This window comes from Mesorhizobium sp. M1A.F.Ca.IN.020.04.1.1 (assembly GCF_003997315.1).
Taxonomy (GTDB): Bacteria; Pseudomonadota; Alphaproteobacteria; order Rhizobiales; family Rhizobiaceae; genus Mesorhizobium.
In genome coordinates this window covers 1-21201 of record NZ_RZSN01000107.1, presented here as the reverse complement: position 1 = coordinate 21201, position 21201 = coordinate 1, and the positions used below count along the sequence as shown (strand labels likewise).

The window sequence follows — 21201 nt, the reverse complement described above, 5'->3', positions numbered from 1 at the left end:
GTCCAGTCCGACGCCCCAAGGTCGAGCGCCGCCTCGCGAATGGTCTTTGGGATCGCGGCGAATCGACTGCGCATCACCACCACCGTCGTCGGCAGCGCCACCAGGATATGGCCGAGCACGATTGCAACGCGCGACGGGCCGAGGCCAATGAGATTGACCAGGATCAAGAGCGAGATGCCGACGATGATGCCGGGGATCAGGATCGGCAGCCGGGCTATGGCACTGATCGTAGCCGCGAGCGGCGAGCGGCCGTAAAGGTCCATATAGGAAACGGTGATGCCGCAAAGCGTTGCCCCCGAGGCAGCAACGACACCGATGACGAGACTGTTGGCCAAAGCGCCGGACAGCACCGGATTGCCGTAGAGGGTCTCGTACCAACCGAGCGTGAAGCCCTGCAGCGGAAACGCCGCCTGGATGGAATCGTTGAAGGAAAACAGCGGGATCAAAAGGATAGGCAGATAGAGGAAGACGAGATAGGCAAGCACATAGAGGCCGAGCCAGCGACCGCCCGCATTTGCCTCTTTGCGCGCCGCGCTCATGTGCGGCTGCCAAACCGGCGGTCGGCGCCGCGCGCGACCAGGACCACGCACAGGATGACCAGCATGACGCAGACCGACAGGGCCGCGCCGAACGGCCAGTCATTGGCCTTGCCGAATTGCGACTGGATCAGCGTGCCGATCATGGTGCTGGCCGGGCCGCCGACCATAGCCGGCGTGACATAGTCGCCGACGGTCGGCACGAAGACAACGAGAGCCGCCGCCAGCACGCCCGGCATCGAATTGGGCAGCACGACGCGGCGGAACGACGTGAACGGGCGCGCGCCGAGATCGGAGGCGGCTTCGAGCAGCGATTTCGGGATGGTATCCAGCGCCACGTAGATGGGCAGGATGGCGAAAGGCGCGTAGGCGTGCGCAAGCGTCACCACCACCGCGGCCGGCGTGTTGAGGAAGGCGAGCGTCGGCTCCGACCAGAGGCCGCTTTCGATGAAAGCCGAGTTCAGGACGCCGTTATAGGCAAGCACGATCTTCCAGGCAAAGACGCGCAAAAGGTAGCTGGTCCAGAACGGCAGCGTGACCAGGAAGAGCAGCAGGTTGCGCCGGCGGCCGGCATGGAAGGCGAGGTAATAGGCGACCGGATATGCAGTAGCGACGGTGGCGAGCGTCACCAGGCCGGCGATGACCAGCGAGCGCAGCGTCACCGTCCAGTGGAGCGGATCGGTGGCCACAGTTACGAAGTTTGCCGCCGTCAGGCCGGCGCCGAGCAGCGAGCCGTCATTGCTCCTGAAGGCAAGGAAGAGCACAAGGCCGAGGGCAAAGAGGATGAGGAAGAAGGTGACCACCCCGCCGGGCAACAGCATGGCAAAGCGGAAAACCGGCGAGATGCGGGTTTCCGGCGATGGTCGCGCTGCAACGATGGTGGACATCTGCTAGCTGCCCATCGGATTTTTGAAATCAGCTAATGATTTTTCATATTCCTGAAACTGTCAAGCTAAATCGGTGATGCGCTGCCGCGTTCAACTTCAGCGCTCGAAGGCATCCAGCATCCGATAACAGGCGATGGTGGCGGCAACGCCGACCTGGCGGAAGGCGTGGAACGGGATCGGCCGGATCGGCGACAGCGGGAAAGGCAATCGACTGACATCGCCGGTCGCGAGGTAACCCGCCATGCGCTTGCCCAGCGCGCTCATCAGTCCGACGCCCCTGCCCTGGCAACCGACCACGGCGAGCAGGCCCTTTTCCGGCTCATGCAGGTGCGGGAGATGATCCGGGGTCATCGCCACACGGCCGAACCAGCGCTTTTCGACGGCGATGCCGGCAAGCGCCGGATAGAGGCGCAGCAGCGCGCGTTCGCAATGCGCCCAATCGGCCGCGCTTGAAGGCAGGGCCATGCGGCCGCGTCCACCCAACACCATCCGGCCATCAGGGCCCTTGCGGTAATAGACCAAGATGCGGCGGGAATCGGAAACGGCTTGCCCGCCGGGCAGGATGCTTGCCGCAAGCTCGGCCGGCAGCGGCGCCGTGGCGATCTGGAAGGAATGCAGAGGCACAATCGTCCGGGCAAGCCCGGGGAGCAGGCCGTCCGTATAGGCGTTGGTGGCGAGCACGACCGCCTTCGCGCGCAGTTCGGCGCCGCCTTGCGTGGAGACCCGCCAGACGCCCGCTTCCTTGGTGAGCCTCACCACCCGCTGCTGTTCGGCGATCCCGACGCCGACGTCCGAGGCGACGCGGGCAAGCTCGAGCGTGTAGGACAGCGGATCGATGACGCCGGCGCGGCGGTCGAGCCAGCCGCCAAGATAGCCCTTGGCGCCGATCATCGCGGCGATCTCGGCCCGGTCGAGCAGCTTGACGTCGGCGCCGCGCGCCCGCCATTGCCGATCCCGGTTCGCCGCCGCCTTCAGCGCGGTCTCGGTGTGCGCGGCCTGGATCCAACCGTTCCGCGTGTACGGCACCGCAAGCTTCTCGTCACGGATCACATCGAACACCGCGTCGGCCGTCGAGGCGGCGAAGTCGACCAGGACCTCGCCGCGCTCCTTGCCAAAGTGCTCGATCAGCCATTCGGGATCATATTTGAGGCCGGGAATGACCTGGCCGCCGTTCAAGCCCGACGCGCCCTGCCCGATCGCGCCGGCATCCAGCACCTGGACGGAAAGACCGGCGCGGGCCGCGTGCAAGGCGGTCGACAGACCCATGATGCCGCCGCCGACGATCACCGCGTCGAGCGTGCCGTCGCTCGACAGCTCGGACTGCAACGCCGGAGCTGTTGGGGGCTTTTGCCAGATCGGATCGGAAAAGGCTGCGGGCAATTGGTCACCTGAGGCGCTGGAGGCTCGTGAAAATCCTATTGCTGATTTCATGAGCTTGAAAGGGGACCCGATGGGCCAGTCGGCGCTTGGCTATGTGACAGCATGCCATTGGCTCATAACCTCGCCATCGATGGGATAGACGTTTGCCTTAAATCCGGGGAAAGTGCCGCGCGACAATCGAGAGGACAGAAGACCATGACCGATTTAACCCGCCTCCCTGGCGACGGCCTTTTCGTCGGCCGCGCCAGGATCAGCGAAGCCTCCCATCCGCTGGTGGTCACGGTGCGCGCAGGCGAGGTCATCGACATCACGTCGAGCGCGGCGCCTACCGTGCGCGACCTCTGCGAGCTGAAGGACCCGGCCGCCTACGTGCGCTCGGCCCGGGCCAAGGCGATCGGCACACTGGAAGACATCGCAGCCAACAGCTTCGAGTCTCAGCGCGACGCCAAGAAGCCGATCCTGCTCTCCCCCCTCGACCTGCAGGCGGTGAAGGCTTCCGGCGTCACCTTCGTCGTCAGCCTGCTCGAGCGCGTCATCGAGGAGCAGGCGCGCGGCTCCGCGGAAAAGGCCGACGCCATCCGCGCCGACATCGCCGGGCTGATCGGCCATGATCTCTCCAAGCTCAAGCCAGGGTCGCCGGAAGCGATGGAGATCAAGGCCAAGCTGATCCAGCGCGGCGCCTGGTCGCAATATCTGGAAGTGGGCATCGGCCCCGATGCCGAGATCTTCACCAAATGCCAGCCGATGGCCTCCGTCGGCTTCGGCGCCGATGTCGGGCTGCATCCGGTCTCCACCTGGAACAATCCGGAGCCGGAGATCGCGATGATCGCCGACAGCTCGGGCCGCATCGTCGGCGCCACGCTCGGCAACGATGTCAATCTGCGCGATGTCGAAGGACGCTCGGCGCTGCTGCTCGGCAAGGCCAAGGACAACAATGCTTCCGCCTCGCTTGGACCTTTCATCCGGCTCTTCGACGAGACCTTTTCCATCGCCGACGTGAAGCGCGCCACGGTGCGGCTAAGCGTCGAGGGCGAGGACGGTTTTTCGCTGGAGGGCGCAAGCTCGATGGCCGAGATCAGCCGCTCGCCGGAAGAGCTGGTCAGAGCCGCGATGGGACCGCATCACCAATACCCGGACGGGCTGGCGCTCTATCTCGGCACCATGTTCGTGCCGTCGAAGGATCGCGGCGAAAAGGGCAAGGGCTTCACCCACAAGGTCGGCGACATCGTCACCATCTCGTCGGAAAAGTTGGGCGCGCTGACCAACCGGGTGCGCCTGTCGCCCGACTGCCCGCCCTGGACCTACGGCGCCAGCCACCTGATGCGCGACCTCGCCAGAGCCGGTCTGATCTAGCAGCGGATCACAACGGCATACGCTTGCTCATCACTGGAGGCTGATGAGCGCAGCGGCGTTTGCCGGGAAAATATCACGGTAACTGATGCAATCTGATGGGATTGCTGATGGCGTGCGGAGCTGTGCCAACATCCATTGACGATCGAGGCTTGCCAGCGGCCGAAAAAGGGAATGCTCTAGAGGCGTCCGGTCGGCGCGGGCAGGAAGATGCGATCCTTGAGGACCGCATCGCGCCTGATGTGGAGGTGGTTTTCAACATGGGAGGAAATCGATGCTTTCGAGGCTGAGACTGTTCGTGCTTGGCTTGATCGCGGCAATCGCCATTCCGGCGATGGCCGAGGCCAAGACCTTCTACTGGATTTCGCATGGCGGGCCGGCCGATCCGGTCTGGACCTACTTCCTGGCCGGTGCCAAGCAATGGGCGACCGACACCGGCAACAAGGTGAACACCTCGTTCCACAATGGCGACGTTGCCTCGCAGCAGGAGGCTGTTCGCGCCGCCATCTCGGCCAAGGCCGACGGCATCGTCACCACCAGCCCCGATCCGGGCAGCCTCGTCGAGATCGTCAAGGAGGCCCGTGCGGCCAACATTCCGATCATCAACTTCAACACGCCCGACCCGAAGGCCAACTTCAACGCCTATGTCGGCGGCGACAACGTCACCTTCGGCAAGCACTGGGCGCAGTATCTGGTCGACAAGGGCCTGGTGAAGAAGGGCGACTTCGTATGGATGCCGGTGGAGGTGCCCGGCGCCACCTATGGCGTGCAGGAAGAGGAAGGCATCAAGAGCGTGTTCGAGCCGCTCGGCATCACCTATGAGGTGACCGAGGCGACGCTCGACCAGGCCGAAGTGATCAACCGCATGGTCGACTATCTCACCGCCCACAAGGGCAAGGTGAAGGCAATCATCGGCCTCGGCGACCTCGTCACAGGCTCGGTCAAGCGCGTCTTCGACCAAGTCGGCGTCAAGCCGGGCGAGATCCCCGTTGTCGGCTGGGGCAACTCGCTCGACACCACCCAGGAAGTGCTGAACGGCTATGTCAACGCCGCGCAGTGGCAGGACCCGCAGGCGACCAGCTACATCGCGCTTTCGATGGCGGCGATGGCGTCTGCCGGCATTCCTCCGGGCTTCAACGTCATCACCGGCGCGCTCTATGAAAAGGATACTGCCGGCGTTTATGACAAGATCCTGTCCGGCAAGTAATTGCTGACATTAACGGTCGCGGCTTTCGGGCCGCGATCGCTTCCTGGACCGTCGAGTCCTGACTGATCGCAGCGGGCTCGCCAATCATTCACATCGCGGGCCCAATGGAAAACCGTTCCTTCATCCAAAGTTTCATCGCGCGGCCGGAATTCGGGCCGTTGGTGCTGCTGATCGTCGAACTCGTCATCTTCTGGGGCATCAATCCGGATTTCCTGTCGCCGCAGAACATCTCGAACATCCTTGCCTTCACCGTCGAGCTTGGGCTGATCGCGCTGGCGATGACCTTGCTGATGACGTCGGGCGAATTCGACCTGTCGGTCGGCTCGTTGTTCGGCTTCTCGCCGGTGCTGATGTGGACGCTGTTCAACGGCGGGGTCACCTCGCTGGAGATGGGCTTAGCCATCGCGCTGGTGGTCGCGGCCTTGATCGGGCTTGTCAATGGCTGGTTCGTCACGCAGCTCAAGATCCCGTCCTTCCTGGTCACGCTCGGGATGCTGCTCGTCGTGCGCGGCACCGCGCTTTTCGTCACCGACGGCTTTCCGCAGCGCACCTGGAGCGCCGAAGGCAGCTGGCTTGCGGACATCCTGGTCGGCGACTTCTACGTCGGCCCGTTCCGCATCTATGCCTCGCTGTTCTGGTTCATCGGCGCCGCGATCGCGCTCGGTTATGTGCTGACGCAAAGCCGCACCGGCAACTGGATCCAGGCGGCCGGCGGCAATCCCAACGCGGCGCGCGCCCGCGGCGTCAATGTCAGCCGGGTCAAGATCGGCCTGTTCATCCTGTCGGCGGTGATGGCCTCGCTCGCCGGTGTGATCTCGTCGCTGCGCACTTCGGCTGCCAATCCGAACAGCGGCACCGGCTACGAGCTCGAGGTCATCGCCATGGTGGTCATCGGCGGCACGGCGCTGACCGGCGGCCGCGGCACCATTATCGGCACGGTGCTCGGCATCCTGATCCTGCGCGTCATGCGCAACGGCATCGTGCTGATCGGCGTTCCGGGACTTGCCTACAACATCTTCATTGGCGCGATCATCCTCGGGATGATGGCGCTGCACTCATGGCTCGAACGCCGGCACCAGGCAGGGACTTGAAGACGATGGCCGAGCCTCTGATCCGCATGACGAACATCCGCAAGTCCTACGGGCGCGTACAGGCGCTGGTGGACGCCAACTTCCACGTCAACGAAAAGGAGATTGTCGGCCTGCTCGGCGACAACGGCGCCGGCAAGTCGACGCTGATCAAGGTGCTGTCGGGCGCGGTGCCGCTCACCAGCGGCGACATTTTCGTGCGCGGCAAGAAGGTGAATTTCCGCGGCACCAGCGACGCGATCGCTGAGGGCATCGAGACGATCTATCAGGACTCCGCGCTCGTCACGCAGCTGTCGATCGCCCGCAACCTGTTCCTGGGGCGCGAGCCGATCAAACCGCCGCGTTTCCTCAATCGCATGGACCAGGAGGCGATGAACACGGTGGCACGCGACCTGCTCAAGCAGGTCGGCATCTCCAAAAACATCCCGCCGACGACGCCGATCGGCTCGCTGTCGGGCGGCGAGCGGCAAGCAGTGGCGATCGCGCGCGCCATGCATTTCGACAGCGACCTCATCATCCTCGACGAGCCGACCAACAATCTCGGCGTTGCCGAGACGCAAGGGGTGTTGAGCTTCGTGCGCGGCGCCCGCGATTCCGGCCACTCCTGCATCTTCATAGCCCACAACATCCACCATGTGTTCCAGGTCGTCGACCGCATCGTGGTGATGCGCCGCGGCAAGGTGGTGGCCGATGATATCGATCCGAAGAAGACCACAGTGGCGGACGTCGAACGCGTCATCACCGGCATGACGGACAAGGAGATCCGCGATGCGATTTCCGACCGCCCGCAGCCGCATGGCTGATTTGGCCTGACCTTGATTTTTGACTGGGGCTCGATCCTCCCATGACCGGACCCATGAAAGCGACCGTAGCCGACATCGCCAGAAGCTGCGGCCTGTCGACCGCGACGGTCGACCGAGTGCTCAACAACAGGCCGGGCGCAAGCGCGGCCAACCGGCAGCGCGTCTTGGAGGCGGCAAAGCAGCTCGGCTATCTGCCGACGCTCGATCAAGTCGTGCTGCCGTCGAAGCCGGCGCATCTCGAATTCTTCCTGCCGATCGGCAGCAACGCCTTCATGGCCGACCTTGCCCATCATATCGAGGACTATGCCGCGCGCCTGCCGCTGGTCGCCTCCTGCCGCATCCACAACCTCGCCGGCATATCGCCGGGCGCGCTGCAAGGCGCGATCGAGAACCTCTCGCTCAAGGCCAACGGCGTCGGCGTCATCGCCGTCGACCATCCACGCACGCGCAACATTTTGCGCGAGCTGGTCGAGGCCGGCATTCGGCTGGTCACGCTGGTTTCCGATGTGCCCGCGGCCCCTCGCTCGGCGTATGTCGGCATCGACAACCGGGTTGCCGGACGCACGGCGGCGCTGCTGATGGGCCGCTTCCTTGGCGGCCGGATGGGGCACCTCGCGATGGTCGTTGGCTCGCGCTCCTACCGCGGCCACGAGGAGCGCGAGATGGGTTTCCGCTCGGTGCTCGCAGAAGAGTTCCCCAATCTCACCGTCTCCAGCGCCGTCGAGATCAACGACGAGCCCGACGCTAGCTACAGCGCGACCATGAAGGCCTTGCACAACGAACCGGAACTGCTCGGCATCTACTGCGTCGGCGCCGGACGCTCCGGCGTGGCCAAGGCGTTGCTCGAGGCCAAGCCGCGCAGAAAGCCCGTCTTCATCTGCCATGACCTGACCAGGGAAACACGCCGCTATCTGGTCGACGATCTCGCCGACGTGGTCATCGACCAGAACGCGCGGCTGATTGCCGAGCAAGCAGTGATCCGCCTGCTCGGCTCGATCGCCTCGTCGGCGCCGTACCTGACCAAAAAATTCATCGAGCCCCGGCTGATCATGAAGGAAAACGTGCCGGTGCAGTAGGCGCGAATAGCGTCATTGCCGTCGCCTCACTGATTTGTCAGACGATTGATCCGGCAAATCTGCACACCAGCTATGCACGTTTCGTAGTTGCCGAATGGTTGGGCAAATCGTAATTATTGCGGCGTCGGATGTCTTCCTCCTCCCAGACACCGGCGCTGAATGCGGTGCTCCTCCTCCCGCGCCGTATTCGAAATCGAAGCCCGCTGCCTCCTCCTCCCGGCAGCGGGCTTTTTCTTTGCCTGCACTTAGGCGGAGCGCCCCTCACCCGGATATTGCCGAGTCGAATTGCCTTGCAATTCGAGCAATCCGAACTCTCCTGGGGAGAGAGGAGACGGGTCAGCGCCGGCGCTAGCCTGGCCGCGAAGCGGCCGCATCAGGGGAAGCCGCATTCAGCGTGCCCGGAACGAGGCGATCAGGCTCTCGGCCATGCGCACGAACTGCGCGCTCGGGCCCTCGGCGCCAACGCTCTGCATCGAGACGCGCGCGCCTTCGAGCAACAGCGACAGCGTATCGGCGAGCAACTCGGCCTGGCCGATGCCGGCATCGCGGCAGAGCGCAACCAGCTTCTCGCGCTGGGCTTCCTTCAGTTCCTTGATGACGCGCCGTGCCGGGTGATTGGTCTCGGTGAGCTCGACGGCGGCATTGGCCATGTCGCAGCCGCGACTGTCGGCGCTGAGCAGCTCTGAAGCCTTGCGGACCCAGGCATGCAACTGCGCGAGCTTGTCGCCGGGATGCTCGGCCTCGAACTCGTCCCATATCCTTGAAGCCTTCGCCGCCGTGGCGCGCAGGCATTCGATGATCAGATCGTCCTTGGATTCGAAGTGACGATAGAGCGTCATCTTGTTGGTGCCGGCAGCCTCCGTGATGGCGTCGACGCCGACGCCCTTGATCCCGTGCTTGTGGAACATGTCCTGCGCCGTTTCCAGGATGCGATCCCGGGGGCGGGAACGTTCCGCAACGCCGTCAGTCATCATGCTCTCCTTTCGTCGTTTCCAAAAAAACCGAGGTCACCTCTTGACTAGGGTGTTACCGGTCTGTAACTTTCAGATGTTACTTACTGGTAACACCTATATCACTCCCCGTCAAACGACAAGGCCCACCGATAGCCCTGCCAGAGTGAGATAGGAGAAAACCTGCTTGTCATGCGGCTTCGGCCGGTGAAAACGAGAAAAAAGCGGTCCGTGATCATCCGATGCGGGCCGCAGCAAGGAGCCGCTCCTATGCAAAAGCGCAAAGACCTGACGATCGACGAAGCCATCCGGGATCCGATGATCCGGCTGGTGATGAAGGCTGATGGGGTCGATCCCAACGCCTTCGAACGGATGCTGCGCTCGCGCGCCGCGGAACAGGCGCCGGACGATGTCCTGCCATCCTTTTTGGAGGATTCCGGCTCCGTCCGGGCCCGGCGCCTGCGCCATTTTGCAAAACCGTTCGGCGAGGCATCCGCGTCATGGTGAACTTCTTCATCCACCGCCCGATCTTCGCATCGGCGATCGCCATCATCATGGTGCTCGCCGGTGCGATCGCCTATTTCCTGCTGCCGGTCTCGCAGTTCCCTGACATCACGCCCCCGCAGGTCGTGGTCAGCGCCCATTATCCAGGCGCCAGCGCGCAGGTGGTGGCCGATACGGTCACCACGCCGCTGGAGCAGCAGATCAACGGCGTGCAAGGCATGACCTATATGTCGTCGACGAGCTCGAATGACGGCTCCTCGACCATCACCATCACATTCGACGTCGGCTATCCGCTGAGCACCGCGGCCGTCGACGTCCAGAACCGCGTCTCGCAGGCCGCATCCTCCCTGCCGGCCATCGTCAACCAGGGCGGCGTCACGATCAAGAAGCAGAACCCGAACTTCGTTCTGATCGTCGACCTCACCTCGCCCGACGGCTCGGTCGATCCGGTGGCGCTGAGCAACCTCGCCTATCTCCAGGTCGTCGATCCGCTGAAGCGGCTGCCTGGCGTCGGCGACGTGCAGATCTTCGGCGAACGGCGCTATTCGATGCGCGTCTGGCTCGATCCGGACAAACTGGCCAATCTCGGCATCACCGCCGTCGATGTGCAGAACGCCATTTCCGAGCAGAACGTGCAGGTGGCGGCGGGCAAGATCGGCCAATCGCCGGCGCCGGCCGGCACCGCCTTCGAGATGCAGGTCAATGCGGTCGGCCGTTTGAGCGACCCGAAGGAATTCGGCGACATCGTCGTGCGCGCCAACTCGCAGAACGGCTCGCTCGTGCGTCTGCGCGACGTCGCCCGCATCGAGCTCGGCGCGCTGCAATATTCGTCATCGGCCTTCTTCGGCAAGGACCCGACCGTGGTGCTCGCCGTCTACCAGATGCCCGGCTCCAACGCGCTCGACCTGCAGCAGCGGGTCAAGGACAAGATGCAGGAATTGTCGGCGCGCTTCCCGAAGGGCGTCCACTACGCCATGCACTACGATACGACGCGCTTCGTCTCGGCCTCGATGCATGACGTGCTGATCACGCTCGGCGAAGCGCTGGTGCTGGTGGTGGCTGTCGTCTTTATCTTCCTGCAGAGCTGGCGCACCACCATCATCCCGACCATCGCCATCCCGGTGTCGTTGATCGCGACGCTGGCGGTGATGTACATGCTGGGCTTCTCGCTCAATATGCTCTCGCTGCTCGGCATGGTGCTGGCGATCGGCCTTGTCGTCGACGACGCCATCGTCGTGGTCGAGAACGTCGAGCGACAGCTGGAGGCCGGCCTCAAGCCGCTCGCCGCGACGCGCGCGGCGATGGCCGAAGTGACGGGCCCAATCATCGCCACCACCGCGGTGCTGATGGCGGTGTTCATCCCGGTCGCCTTCATCCCCGGCGTTTCGGGACGGCTCTACAACCAGTTCGCGCTTACCGTTGCGATCTCGGTCGGCATCTCCGCCTTCAACTCGCTGACGCTGAGCCCGGCGCTGAGCGCCGCGTTCCTGCGCCATCGCGGCGAAACGCAGTTCGTGCTGTTCCGCTGGTTCAATGCCGGCTTCGACTGGCTGTCGCATGCCTACGCGCATGGCGTGCGCATTCTGATCCGGCTGCGCTGGGCCATGCTCGGCCTGTTCGCGGCGGGCTTGGTCGCCACCTATTTCGTCTGGCAGAAGCTGCCCTCGACCTTCCTTCCGGTGGAGGACCAGGGTTATTTCTTCGTCGTCATCCAGTTGCCGGACGGCGCTTCGCTGGAGCGCACCGACGCGGTGGCGCAGAAGGCGCGCGACATCCTGCAGAACACGCCCGGCGTCGACATCGTCGGCTCGATCAGCGGCCTGAACTTCCTCACCAGCGCCGCGCAATCGAACTCGGCGGTGGAGTTCGCCATCCTGAAGCCGTGGGACGAACGCGGGCCCGACCAGAACGCATCGAAGCTGGTCGCCGAGGTGCGCAACAAGTTGCTGCAGATACCGGACGCGTTTGCGCTCTCATTCGATCCACCCTCGATCCCGGGCCTCGGCACGACCGGCGGCTTCGAATTCCAGGTGGAAGACCTTTCGGGCCGCGGCAGCGCCGCGCTCAACGAGGTCACGCAGGCGCTGATCGCGGAAGCACGCAAGCAGCCGGAGCTCAATCCGCAGCAGCTGTTCTCGTCCTTCTCGACCTCGACGCCGCAGTTCAACTACGACCTCGACCGCAGCAAGGCGAAGCTGCTCGGCCTCAACCTGCCCGACGTGTTCAACACGCTGCAGATCTATCTCGGCTCCCTCTACGTCAACGACTTCAACCTTTTCGGCCGCACGTTCCGGGTGACGATCCAGGCCGACAAGGACGCGCGCGGAAACGCGAACGACATCTCGCGCCTCTACGTGCGCAATGCGTCCGGCGGGATGGTGCCGCTGAGCACACTGGGCAAGCTGGTGCCGATCGTCGGTCCCGAGACCGTGCCGCATTACAACAACAACGCATCCGCCCTCATCAACGGCGGCGCGGCGCCAGGCTTCTCGTCCGGACAAGCGGTCGCGGCCATGGAGCGGGCGGCGGCAAACGTGCTGCCGCGGGACTTCGGCTATGAATGGACCGGCATCACCTATCAGGAGCTCCAGGCCGGATCGATCGCCTCGATCGTGTTCGGCCTGGCGATCGTGTTCGTCTTCCTGATCCTGGCGGCGCAGTATGAAAGCTGGGCTATGCCCTTCATGGTGCTACTCGCCGTGCCGCTCGCTTTGTTCGGCGCCTTCGTCGTGCTCTTGCTGCGCGGCATGCAGATCGACGTCTACTCTCAGATCGGTTTCGTCATGCTGATCGGCCTGGCGGCGAAGAACGCGATCCTGATCGTCGAGTTCGCCCGACGGCGCCGCGAGGAAGGCCTGACCATCGTCGAGGCGGCGATGGAAGCCGCGCGGCTGAGGCTGCGGCCGATCCTGATGACGGCCTTCGCCTTCATCCTCGGCGTGCTGCCGCTGATGTTCGCGACCGGCGCGGGCGCCGCCAGCCGGCAGTCGATCGGCACCACCGTCTTCGGCGGCATGGTGGCGGCGACGATCCTGTCGCTGGTCTTCGTGCCGGTCTTCTATGCGGTAATCGAGAAGCTGCGCGAGCGCGGCGGCGAGAGCGAACCTGCCGCGGGGCCTCACCATGCCCCGCACCAACAAGAGATTGAACCGACCGCCGAGCCCGTCCGGCTCGCCCAGGCGGCCGAATAGGATTGGAGACCAACATGCGTAAATGGAAAATCGCTTTGGGAACGGCGGTCGCGCTGGGCGCAATCTCGGTGGCAAGCGTGCACCTGCTCGACATGGGCAATCTCAGCCTCAGCGCCAGCACTGCGGGCGCGGCACCTGCGCCCAAGGCGTTCGTCATGCCGGTCCCGGTGGTCAACGTCGTCAAGAAGACGCTGCCGATCTATCTCGACTACGCCGCGCGCGTCGAGCCGATCCGCAACATCACCCTGCAGGCGCGCGTGCCGGGCTATCTGCAGGAGCAGACGGCGCAGGACGGCAGCGACGTCAAGCAGGGCGACCTGCTTTACCGGATCGCGCCCGAGGACTACCAGGCAGCGCTCGACCAGGCGAAGGCGCAGGTGCAGCGCGACGCGGCAGCGCTCGATTACGCGCGGTCCAACCTCGGCCGTGGCACCGACCTTGCCAAGGCCGGGTACCTCGCCAAGGACAGCTTCGACCAGCGCACCAGCAACTTGCGCACGGCCGAAGCCGCCCTTGCGGTCGACCAGGCGGCGGTGCGGACGGCCGAGCTCAATCTCGGCTATGCCGAGATCAAGGCACCGTTCTCCGGGCGGATCGGCCGCAACCAAGCCTCGGTCGGCACCCTGGTGAGCGTCGCCGGCACGGTTCTCAACACGCTGGTGCAGCTCGACCCGATCTACGTCACCTTCAATCCGAGCGAGACCGACCTCGTCCAGATCGAGCAGGCGAAGGCCAACGGTCCGATTGCGGTCGACGTGCTGTTGCCCGGCGAGACCGAGCCCAGCCAGAAGGGCCAGCTCACCTTCATCGACAACACGATCGATCATTCGACCGGCACGATCACGGCGCGGGCAACGATCGGCAACGCCAAGTTCGCGCTGCTGCCCGGGCAGTATGTGCGCGTGCGGCTGCATGTGAAGCAGCAGCCCAATACGCTGATGGTGCCGCAGGTGGCGCTGGGTTCCAGCCAGCTCGGCAAATACCTGTACGTCCTCGGCAAAGACAACACTGTAGACCAGAAGCTGGTGTCGCTCGGCCCGACCGACGGCGATCTGATTTCCGTCACCTCAGGCATCTCCGAGACCGACCAGGTGATCACCGGCAATTTGCAGAAGATCGGACCCGGAATGCCGGTTTCTCCCTTGCCGCAAACGAAACCGGCCAGCTGATAATCCCATCAGTCCCGGTCCGACGGCGCCCTCGACACCCACACCGAGGGCGCCGTTTTGTTTGCGCGCCTGCAACCGGGAAAAAATCGATAGCCACCCTCTTGTTGGATTGTCGACAATCTGCTTGTCTTGCAGTCGGTTCATCCCGGAGTGGCCCACATGTCAAAGCTGGATTTCAGTCCGATCGCGGATACGACGCGCAGGGCCGAGATCGTCGCGCTGCTCAGGCGCGCCATTCTGACCGGCCAGCTGGAGCCTGGGCAGAAGCTCAACGAACTCCGCATTTCCGAGCAGATGCGGGTAAGCCGCGCGCCGCTGCGCGAGGCGATGCGCGAGCTGGTGCAGGAAGGCATCCTGACCAGCATTCCCTATGCCGGAACCTTCGTTGTCGACGTCGCCGCCAAGGACATCGTCGACGCCTATTCCCTCAACAAGGTGCTCGACGACTTTGCCATCCAGCTCGCCTGGCCGCAGCGCGACCAGCGCTTCTTCGACGAGCTCGACCGCCGCCACGAAGCGGTGAAGCAGGCGACGCGGGCGCTCGACACCACGCGCCAGATCGAGACGGCGCTGCAGCTGCACGGGCTGGTCTATGAGTGGGCCGACAATTCGGTGCTGCTCGAAACCTGGCAGCGGCTGACCAGCCGGCTGCAAATGTATTTCGCCCTGCACCAGCGTGCGCGGAACGAGCCGGTACCGGCCGAGGACCTGCACGAAACCTATGTGGCGCTGCTCAAGGGCACGGACATGCGCGCTGCCCAGCGCCATGCCCGCGAGCATATCGACAACGATTTCGAAGCGCTTCTTGCCTATGCGCGCAGCCTCGAAAAGCGCGCATCGAAGGGCGCCTGACAAACCCGCGGACAAACGGACACCAACGTGAAGATCAAGAGCATAAAAGCCTACCATGTCGTGCAGCCCTTCGTGGACGGACCCTACCGCATGTCCAAGGGCCGGGTCGCCGACTGTTTCGATGCGGTAATCGTCGCCATCACTTCCGACACAGGGGTGACCGGCTGGGGCGAGATGGCGCCGCTCGGCAATTTCTATTCTGCCGCGTTTCCGGCGGGAACGCGCGCGGGCGTGCCGGAGATCGCGCCGCATCTCATCGGCCATGACCCACGCGGGCTGGCCGGCATCGTCAGGTTGATGGACACGGTGTTCAAGGGCCATCCCTACGTCAAAGCCGCGCTTGATATGGCTTGCTGGGATCTCGCTGCTCGCGCGGCCGACGTGCCGTTGGTAGCGATGCTCGGCGGCCGCGAGAGCGAGACGGCGGAACTTTACCGGGTCGTGACCCACGGCACGGTCGACCAGATGGCGGCACTTGCCAAGCGCATCGTTGCCGAAGGCTACCATCGGCTGCAGGTCAAGGTCGGCGGCAATGTCGGTGACGACATCGAGCGCGTGAGCGCCGTCGCATCAGCCGTGCCGAAGGGCACGGTGATCTTCTGCGACGCCAATGCCGGCTGGACGCCCTACCAGGCGCGCCAGTTCGCCGATGCCACGCGCGGCATCGACTATACTTTCGAACAGCCCTGCACGACGATCGAGGAGAACATGTCGGTGCGCCGCATGCTCGACAAGCCGATGGTGCTCGACGAATCCGTCACCTCGCTGGGCGAGATGCTGGAAATCCATCGCCGTGGCGCCGCCGATGGGCTGACGCTGAAGATCTCGCGCCTCGGCGGCGTGACCCAGACGCGGCTGATCCGCGACGTCGCCGTCGATCTCGGTTTCATGATCACCGTCGAAGACACCGGCGGCGCGGAGATCGACACCGCCGCGATGGCGCATCTGTCGCTGTCGACGCCGGAAGAGCGCCGTCTGCATGCCATCGCCTTCCACGAATGGGTGACGGTGCGCACCGCCTCCAACAAGCCGCCGGTCGCGGGCAGCCGTATGGGCATTCCCGACGGCGCCGGGCTCGGCATCGACGTGGTGCCGGACCTGCTCGGCAAGCCGTTCTTCAAGATCGGCTGAGATGAAGATCGGGAGCAGCGCCGCAACGCCGATCGCGCTAGCAGGCTTTTCGCTGAGCTGAACTGGGAGATCGCCAAAAGGAAAGGAGACCGGCAAATATCGAATCGAGGCGGCCACGATTTCGATCGGGGCTGCACGCCCGAGCTAGGCATGCATCAAGAAAATCTGACTTTTCCGCTTCAAGGAGCGGATGGACCGGACCAAACTGCATGTTACAGTTCGTTCGACTGAATTCTTGACGATGGCCGGGACCGGAGAACTCCACGGAACGTCGTCAACCGGAATGCACTCGCCAACCACAAGAACTGGGGAAGGGTTTAGACCCATGAGCAAGAACTACCGCGTCCTCGATCTCATCCGGCGCAACCGCACGCCGCTCGAAAATCACCTCATCGACGGCCTCATCGACGGCCGCGTCAGCCGCCGCGATTTCGTGCGCCACGGCAGCCTGCTCGGCCTGTCGCTGCCGCTTCTCGGCCGCATCGGCATGGCCGCCGGCTTCGGCGCCGCGCCCTCGCTTGCCCGCGCCCAGGGCGCGCCGGGCGCTACCATCCGCGTCGGCAGCAGCGTGCCGGCCGCCGCGATCGACCCGGTCACCATCGCCGACGCCGGCGGCCTGCTCGTCATGCAGCAGGTAGCCGAATTCCTCTGCGTCGACGGCCCCGACCTGGTGCTCAAGCCGGCACTCGCCGAAAGCTGGAAGCCGAATGCCGATGGCTCGGTGTGGACCTTCACGCTGCGCAAGGGCGTCAAGTTCCACTCAGGCGGCGAGATGAAGGCCGAGGACGTGGTGGCCAGCATCGACCGGCTTGCCGATCCCGCCAACTCCTCCAACGCGCTGTCGGTGTTCAGCGGCATCCTCTCGAAGGGCGCCAGCAAGAAGGTCGACGACTACACGGTGGAATTCCACCTCGACGCGCCGAACGGCAACTTCCCCTACATGCTGTCGTCCGACAACTACAACGCCGTCATCATCCCGGCGAGCTACAAGGGCGATTACGAAAAGAGCTTCGACGGTACCGGGCCGTTCAAGCTGGAGAAGTACACGCCCAAAGTCGGCGCCTCCTTCGTTCGCAATGAGAACTACTGGGGCGAAAAAGCCCTGCCGGAGCGCACCGAATTCACCTTCTTCACCGATATCCAGCCGCAGATCCTGGCGCTGCAGGGCGGCCAGATCGACATCATCAATCAGATGCCGGTGCTGGCGGGCGTCGCCGTCCTCAGCGATCCGAACGTGAACGTCATCAGCCTGAAATCGTCGGCGCATCAGCAACTGCATCTGCGCTGTGACGACGGTCCGATGAAGGACCCGCGGGTACGCCGCGCCATCGCGCTCAGCATCGATCGCAAGAAGTTGGTCGCCGGCCTGATGAAAGGCCGCGCCCAGGAGGGCAATGACAGCCCATTCGCCGGGGTCTATCCGTCGACGGACACCAGCGTGCCGCAGCGCGAGCAGGACATCGCGCAGGCCAAGCAGCTGATGGAAGCGGCCGGCGCCGGCAAGGGGTTCAAAATAACGCTGACCACCGAGCGCTATCTGGAAATCCCCGAATACGCGCAGCTGATCCAGAACTGGGTCAAGGAGATCGGTATCGAGCTCGAGCTCAACATCCTCGACCAGAGCGCCTATTACGGCGATGCCGTGTTCGGCAAATCGAACTGGCTGGATTCGGTGATGGGCATCACCGACTACGGCCACCGCGGCGTGCCGAACGTCTATCTCGCGGCGCCATTGAAGAGCGAGGGCACCTGGAACGCCGCGCATTTCAAGAACAAGGACTATGACCAGCTGGCGACCAGCTATATCGCGGCCCTCGACCTCGAGGCGCAGAAGGCTGCAGCCGGCAAGATCCAGAAGCTGCTGCTCGAGGAAACGCCGGTGATCTTCGGCTATTTCTACGACTATCTGACGGCGACGGCGAAAGGCGTGGCGGGCGTGCAGCCCACCGCGATGTCGCAGCTGTTCCTCGAAAAGGCTTCGAAAGCCTGACGCGAGGGAGCAAGCTTATCCCTGACAGCCGGCTCCAATAGGAGTATTCGTCATCCTCGGCTTCCTCATCCGGCGCCTGGCTCTGTCGCTTGTGACGCTGTTCCTGCTCAGCGTCATGGTGTTCCTGGGCGGCCAGGTGCTGCCCGGCAATGTCGGGCGCGCGATATTGGGGCCGTTTGCCGACCAGCGCGCCGTCGACGCGCTCAACCACTCGCTCGGCGTCGACCGGCCGCTGCTCGTCCAGTACGGAAGCTGGATCTTGAACTTTCTCCATGGCGACATGGGCACGTCCTACATTTTCCGCGCACCTGTGGCGCCCTTCGTCATCGACGCGTTGGGTAATTCGATGAAGCTGGCGCTTGTCGCCTTCGTGCTGGTGGTGCCGATCGGCATCCTCGGCGGCGTGATCGCCGCGCTCAACCTCAACCGGCCGCTCGACCGCATCATCAGCCTCGGCGGACTGTCGGTGACGGTGCTGCCCGAGTTCGTCACCGGTATCATCCTGATCCTGATCTTCGGCGTCTGGCTGCGCTGGCTGCCGATCGCGGCGGCCTGGCCGAAGGGTGCCGGCTTCTTCACCCAGCTCTATTATCTCATCCTGCCGTCGCTGCCGCTGTTTCTGGTGCTGTTCGGCTATATCGCTCGCATGGCGCGGTCGGGGATGATCGAGGCGCTCGATTCCGACTATACGCGCACCGCGGTGCTTAAAGGTCTGCCGTGGCGCACGGTGATCTGGCGGCATGTGCTGCGCAACGCGCTATTGCCGACCATCACCGTCATCGCAACCCAGACCGGCTACCTCATCGGCGGCCTTGTCGTGATCGAGACGCTGTTCCGCTACCAAGGCATCGGCTCGCTGATCTTCACCGCCGCGCGCGGCAAGGATTTTCCGATGCTCGAGGCCGGCATCCTCACCATCGGCATCGTCTATGCGGTGGCCACATTGATCGCCGATTTCCTCTATTCGGTGCTCAATCCGCGCATCCGGCTGGGAGCGGAGCAATGAGCGCGACAGACACACCCGCTAACCTGCCAACGCCGGACGCCGCGACACAGCGCAGCCCCTGGGGCGAGGTGCTGCATTCGCTCTTGCGATCGGGAACCTTCCTCACCGGGCTCGGCATCGTCCTGCTCTGGATCGTCTGCGCGCTGTTCGGCGAGCATTTCGTCCCCTACGATCCGCTTGCCGACGACATCATCAACGCGCTGGCGCCACCGTCGGCCGAGCACTGGTTCGGCACCGACCAGATCGGCCGCGATGTCTTCTCGCGGGTCATCGTCGGCTCGCGCGATATCCTGACGGTGGCACCTTTGGCCACGATTCTGGCGACCATTGCCGGCACCGCGCTCGGGCTCGTCATCGGCTATTTCCGCGGCATCGTCGACGATATCGTCAGCCGTATCCTCGAAGCCTTCATGGCGATCCCGGTGGTGATCATCGCACTGCTCGCCATCGTCGCGCTCGGCACCTCCAAGATCACCGTGATCGTCGTCATCGGCTTGAGCTTCGCACCGATCATCGCCCGCACGGTGCGCTCGGCGGTGCTGGCCGAACGCGAGCTCGATTATGTCGCGGCGGCAAAACTTCGCCACGAAGGCGCGCTGCACACGATGTTCGTCGAGATCCTGCCCAACGTGATCCCGCCGATCCTGGTCGAGACGACGGTGCGTCTGGGCTATGCGATCTTCGCCGTCGCCACGCTTTCCTTCATGGGCTTCGGCATCCAGCCGCCCTCGCCCGACTGGGGACTCTCGATCTCCAGCAATTACGGCATGATCGGCGGCGGGTTCTGGTGGACGGTGCTGTTCGACGCGCTGGCGATCGCCTCGCTGGTGATCGGGGTCAACCTGGTGGCCGACGGCGTCCATGGAGCGTTCAATGACTGACAGGGACGCGCTCGAGCTCAACGATCTCTCGGTCGCCTATCGCGTCGGGCGCCGCAACCGGGCGGTGCTGCGCAATGTCAGCTTCAAGATCGGCCGCGGCGAGGCCTATGGGCTGGTCGGCGAATCCGGCTGCGGAAAGTCGACCGCGGCGCTGTCCGTGGTCCGCTACCTGCCGCGCAACGACTCGATCACCGGCGGCTCGATCGCGCTCGACGGCCAGGATGTGATGAAGCTCGATGCCGAGGCGCTCAGACGCGCCCGCGCGGAAAGTGTCTCCATGGTCTATCAGGATCCCGGCAAGGCGCTGAATCCATCACTGCGCATCGGCCGCCAGCTCACCGAGATCTTCGAGCTTGCCGGCATGTCGGGACAGGCGGCGAGCGACAAGGCGATCGCGATGCTCAATCTTGTGCGCATCTCGGATCCGGCCAGTGTCATGCAGCGCTACCCTCACCAGCTTTCCGGCGGCATGCAGCAGCGCGTGGCGATCGCCATGGCCTTGGCCAACGACCCCTCGATGCTGATCCTCGACGAGCCGACGACGGGTCTCGACGCGACGGTCGAAGCCGAAGTGCTCGACCTCATCGCGCAACTGCGCCGCGAGCTTTCGGCCTCAATCCTGTTCATCAGCCACAACCTCGCCGTGGTCTCCAACATGTGCGACCGGGTCGGCGTGCTCTATGCCGGCATGCTGGTCGAGGAAGGCTCGACGAAGGACGTCTTCAACGATCCGCGCCATCCCTACACGGTCGCTTTGCTGCGCTGCCTGCCGCGCGGCGGCCAGCGCAAGGACCAGGGCCGGCTCGACACGATCCCCGGCTTCCTGCCCGGCATCGGCGCCACGATCGTCGGCTGTGCCTTCGCCGACCGCTGCGCGCTGGCGACCGAGCGCTGCCGCACCGAGCCGCCGCCGCTCTATGAGCTTGGAGGCGGCCGGCTGTCGCGCTGCCACTATCACGACAAGGCGCAGTCGCTGCCGCGCGCGACACCCGCCGAGATTGCCGCCGTCGCGCCGAAGCACGCACCGCCCGTGCTACAGGTCGAGGGGCTGAACAAGACCTATGCCAGCCATGGTCGTGCATTGAGGGCGGTGAAGGACGTTTCAGTCAGCCTCCGGCCCGGCGAGACGCTCGGGTTGGTCGGCGAGTCCGGCAGCGGCAAGACCACCTTCGCGAGGCTGCTGCTCGGCCTCGTCCGGCG

The 21201-nt window shown here is 64.4% G+C and carries 17 protein-coding genes and 1 pseudogene; 14 read left to right on the top strand and 4 right to left on the bottom strand.

The features are described from left to right. From EOA49_RS20515 to EOA49_RS20505, 3 genes and pseudogenes are all read right to left on the bottom strand, one after another. Positions 1–539: pseudogene (locus EOA49_RS20515) on the bottom strand (ABC transporter permease); the annotation flags it as partial. Next, positions 536–1423 (bottom strand): ABC transporter permease, encoded by an 888-nt coding sequence (locus EOA49_RS20510; RefSeq protein WP_127241159.1) that lies wholly within the window; start codon positions 1421–1423, stop codon positions 536–538. The pseudogene EOA49_RS20515 and the gene EOA49_RS20510, both read right to left, overlap by 4 nt. 96 nt (positions 1424–1519) lie before the next feature. Beyond that, positions 1520–2803, bottom strand: a complete 1284-nt coding sequence (locus tag EOA49_RS20505) for an FAD-dependent oxidoreductase (protein ID WP_127241158.1) — start codon at positions 2801–2803, stop codon at positions 1520–1522. A 195-nt stretch (positions 2804–2998) separates the two neighbouring features. Between EOA49_RS20505 and EOA49_RS20500 the strand changes: the two genes are divergently transcribed. From EOA49_RS20500 to EOA49_RS20480, 5 genes are all read left to right on the top strand, one after another. Then, entirely contained in the window at positions 2999–4156 is a 1158-nt protein-coding gene (locus tag EOA49_RS20500; RefSeq protein ID WP_127241157.1) for a fumarylacetoacetate hydrolase family protein, read from the top strand. Positions 4157–4427: 271 nt separating this feature from the next. After that, on the top strand, positions 4428–5360 hold the full coding sequence (locus EOA49_RS20495; protein ID WP_066988900.1) for a substrate-binding domain-containing protein: 933 nt from the start codon (positions 4428–4430) through the stop codon (positions 5358–5360). A 104-nt stretch (positions 5361–5464) separates the two neighbouring features. After that, positions 5465–6451 carry an ABC transporter permease gene (locus EOA49_RS20490; RefSeq protein WP_066988902.1) on the top strand — a complete coding sequence of 329 codons (987 nt, stop codon included), beginning with the start codon at positions 5465–5467 and terminating at the stop codon, positions 6449–6451. Between the two features lie 5 nt (positions 6452–6456). Beyond that, positions 6457–7251 (top strand): ATP-binding cassette domain-containing protein, encoded by a 795-nt coding sequence (locus tag EOA49_RS20485; RefSeq protein ID WP_127241156.1) that lies wholly within the window; start codon positions 6457–6459, stop codon positions 7249–7251. A 53-nt stretch (positions 7252–7304) separates the two neighbouring features. Beyond that, entirely contained in the window at positions 7305–8327 is a 1023-nt protein-coding gene (locus EOA49_RS20480) for a LacI family DNA-binding transcriptional regulator (protein ID WP_095823853.1), read from the top strand. Positions 8328–8716: 389 nt separating this feature from the next. Here EOA49_RS20480 and EOA49_RS20470 read toward each other — a convergent pair whose 3' ends face one another. After that, positions 8717–9298, bottom strand: coding sequence for a TetR/AcrR family transcriptional regulator (locus EOA49_RS20470; protein WP_095823937.1), 582 nt, complete (start codon positions 9296–9298; stop codon positions 8717–8719). A 171-nt stretch (positions 9299–9469) separates the two neighbouring features. Between EOA49_RS20470 and EOA49_RS20465 the strand changes: the two genes are divergently transcribed. The 9 genes from EOA49_RS20465 to EOA49_RS20425 form a co-directional block, all read left to right on the top strand. Further along, on the top strand, positions 9470–9784 hold the full coding sequence (locus tag EOA49_RS20465; RefSeq protein WP_245322299.1) for a hypothetical protein: 315 nt from the start codon (positions 9470–9472) through the stop codon (positions 9782–9784). Then, a complete protein-coding gene (locus EOA49_RS20460; protein ID WP_127243322.1) occupies positions 9778–12972 on the top strand; it encodes a multidrug efflux RND transporter permease subunit in 3195 nt (1064 codons plus the stop codon). The genes EOA49_RS20465 and EOA49_RS20460 overlap by 7 nt, the downstream gene beginning before the upstream one ends. Before the next feature lie 14 nt (positions 12973–12986). Continuing rightward, a complete protein-coding gene (locus tag EOA49_RS20455; protein WP_127241271.1) occupies positions 12987–14141 on the top strand; it encodes an efflux RND transporter periplasmic adaptor subunit in 1155 nt (384 codons plus the stop codon). 159 nt (positions 14142–14300) lie between these two features. After that, positions 14301–14993 (top strand): GntR family transcriptional regulator, encoded by a 693-nt coding sequence (locus EOA49_RS20450; RefSeq protein ID WP_095800939.1) that lies wholly within the window; start codon positions 14301–14303, stop codon positions 14991–14993. A 27-nt stretch (positions 14994–15020) separates the two neighbouring features. After that, a complete protein-coding gene (locus EOA49_RS20445) occupies positions 15021–16124 on the top strand; it encodes a mandelate racemase/muconate lactonizing enzyme family protein (RefSeq protein WP_095800940.1) in 1104 nt (367 codons plus the stop codon). A 325-nt stretch (positions 16125–16449) separates the two neighbouring features. Next, complete coding sequence (locus EOA49_RS20440) at positions 16450–18114, top strand: ABC transporter substrate-binding protein (RefSeq protein ID WP_127216429.1); 1665 nt, start codon at positions 16450–16452, stop codon at positions 18112–18114. A gap of 67 nt (positions 18115–18181) precedes the next feature. Beyond that, complete coding sequence (locus EOA49_RS20435; RefSeq protein ID WP_281010180.1) at positions 18182–19120, top strand: ABC transporter permease; 939 nt, start codon at positions 18182–18184, stop codon at positions 19118–19120. Continuing rightward, a complete protein-coding gene (locus EOA49_RS20430; protein WP_067327775.1) occupies positions 19117–20001 on the top strand; it encodes an ABC transporter permease in 885 nt (294 codons plus the stop codon). Before EOA49_RS20435 ends, EOA49_RS20430 begins: the two co-directional genes overlap by 4 nt. Then, on the top strand, positions 19994–21201 hold a 1208-nt coding region (locus EOA49_RS20425), incomplete at its 3' end, for an ABC transporter ATP-binding protein (protein WP_245460756.1). The genes EOA49_RS20430 and EOA49_RS20425, both read left to right, overlap by 8 nt.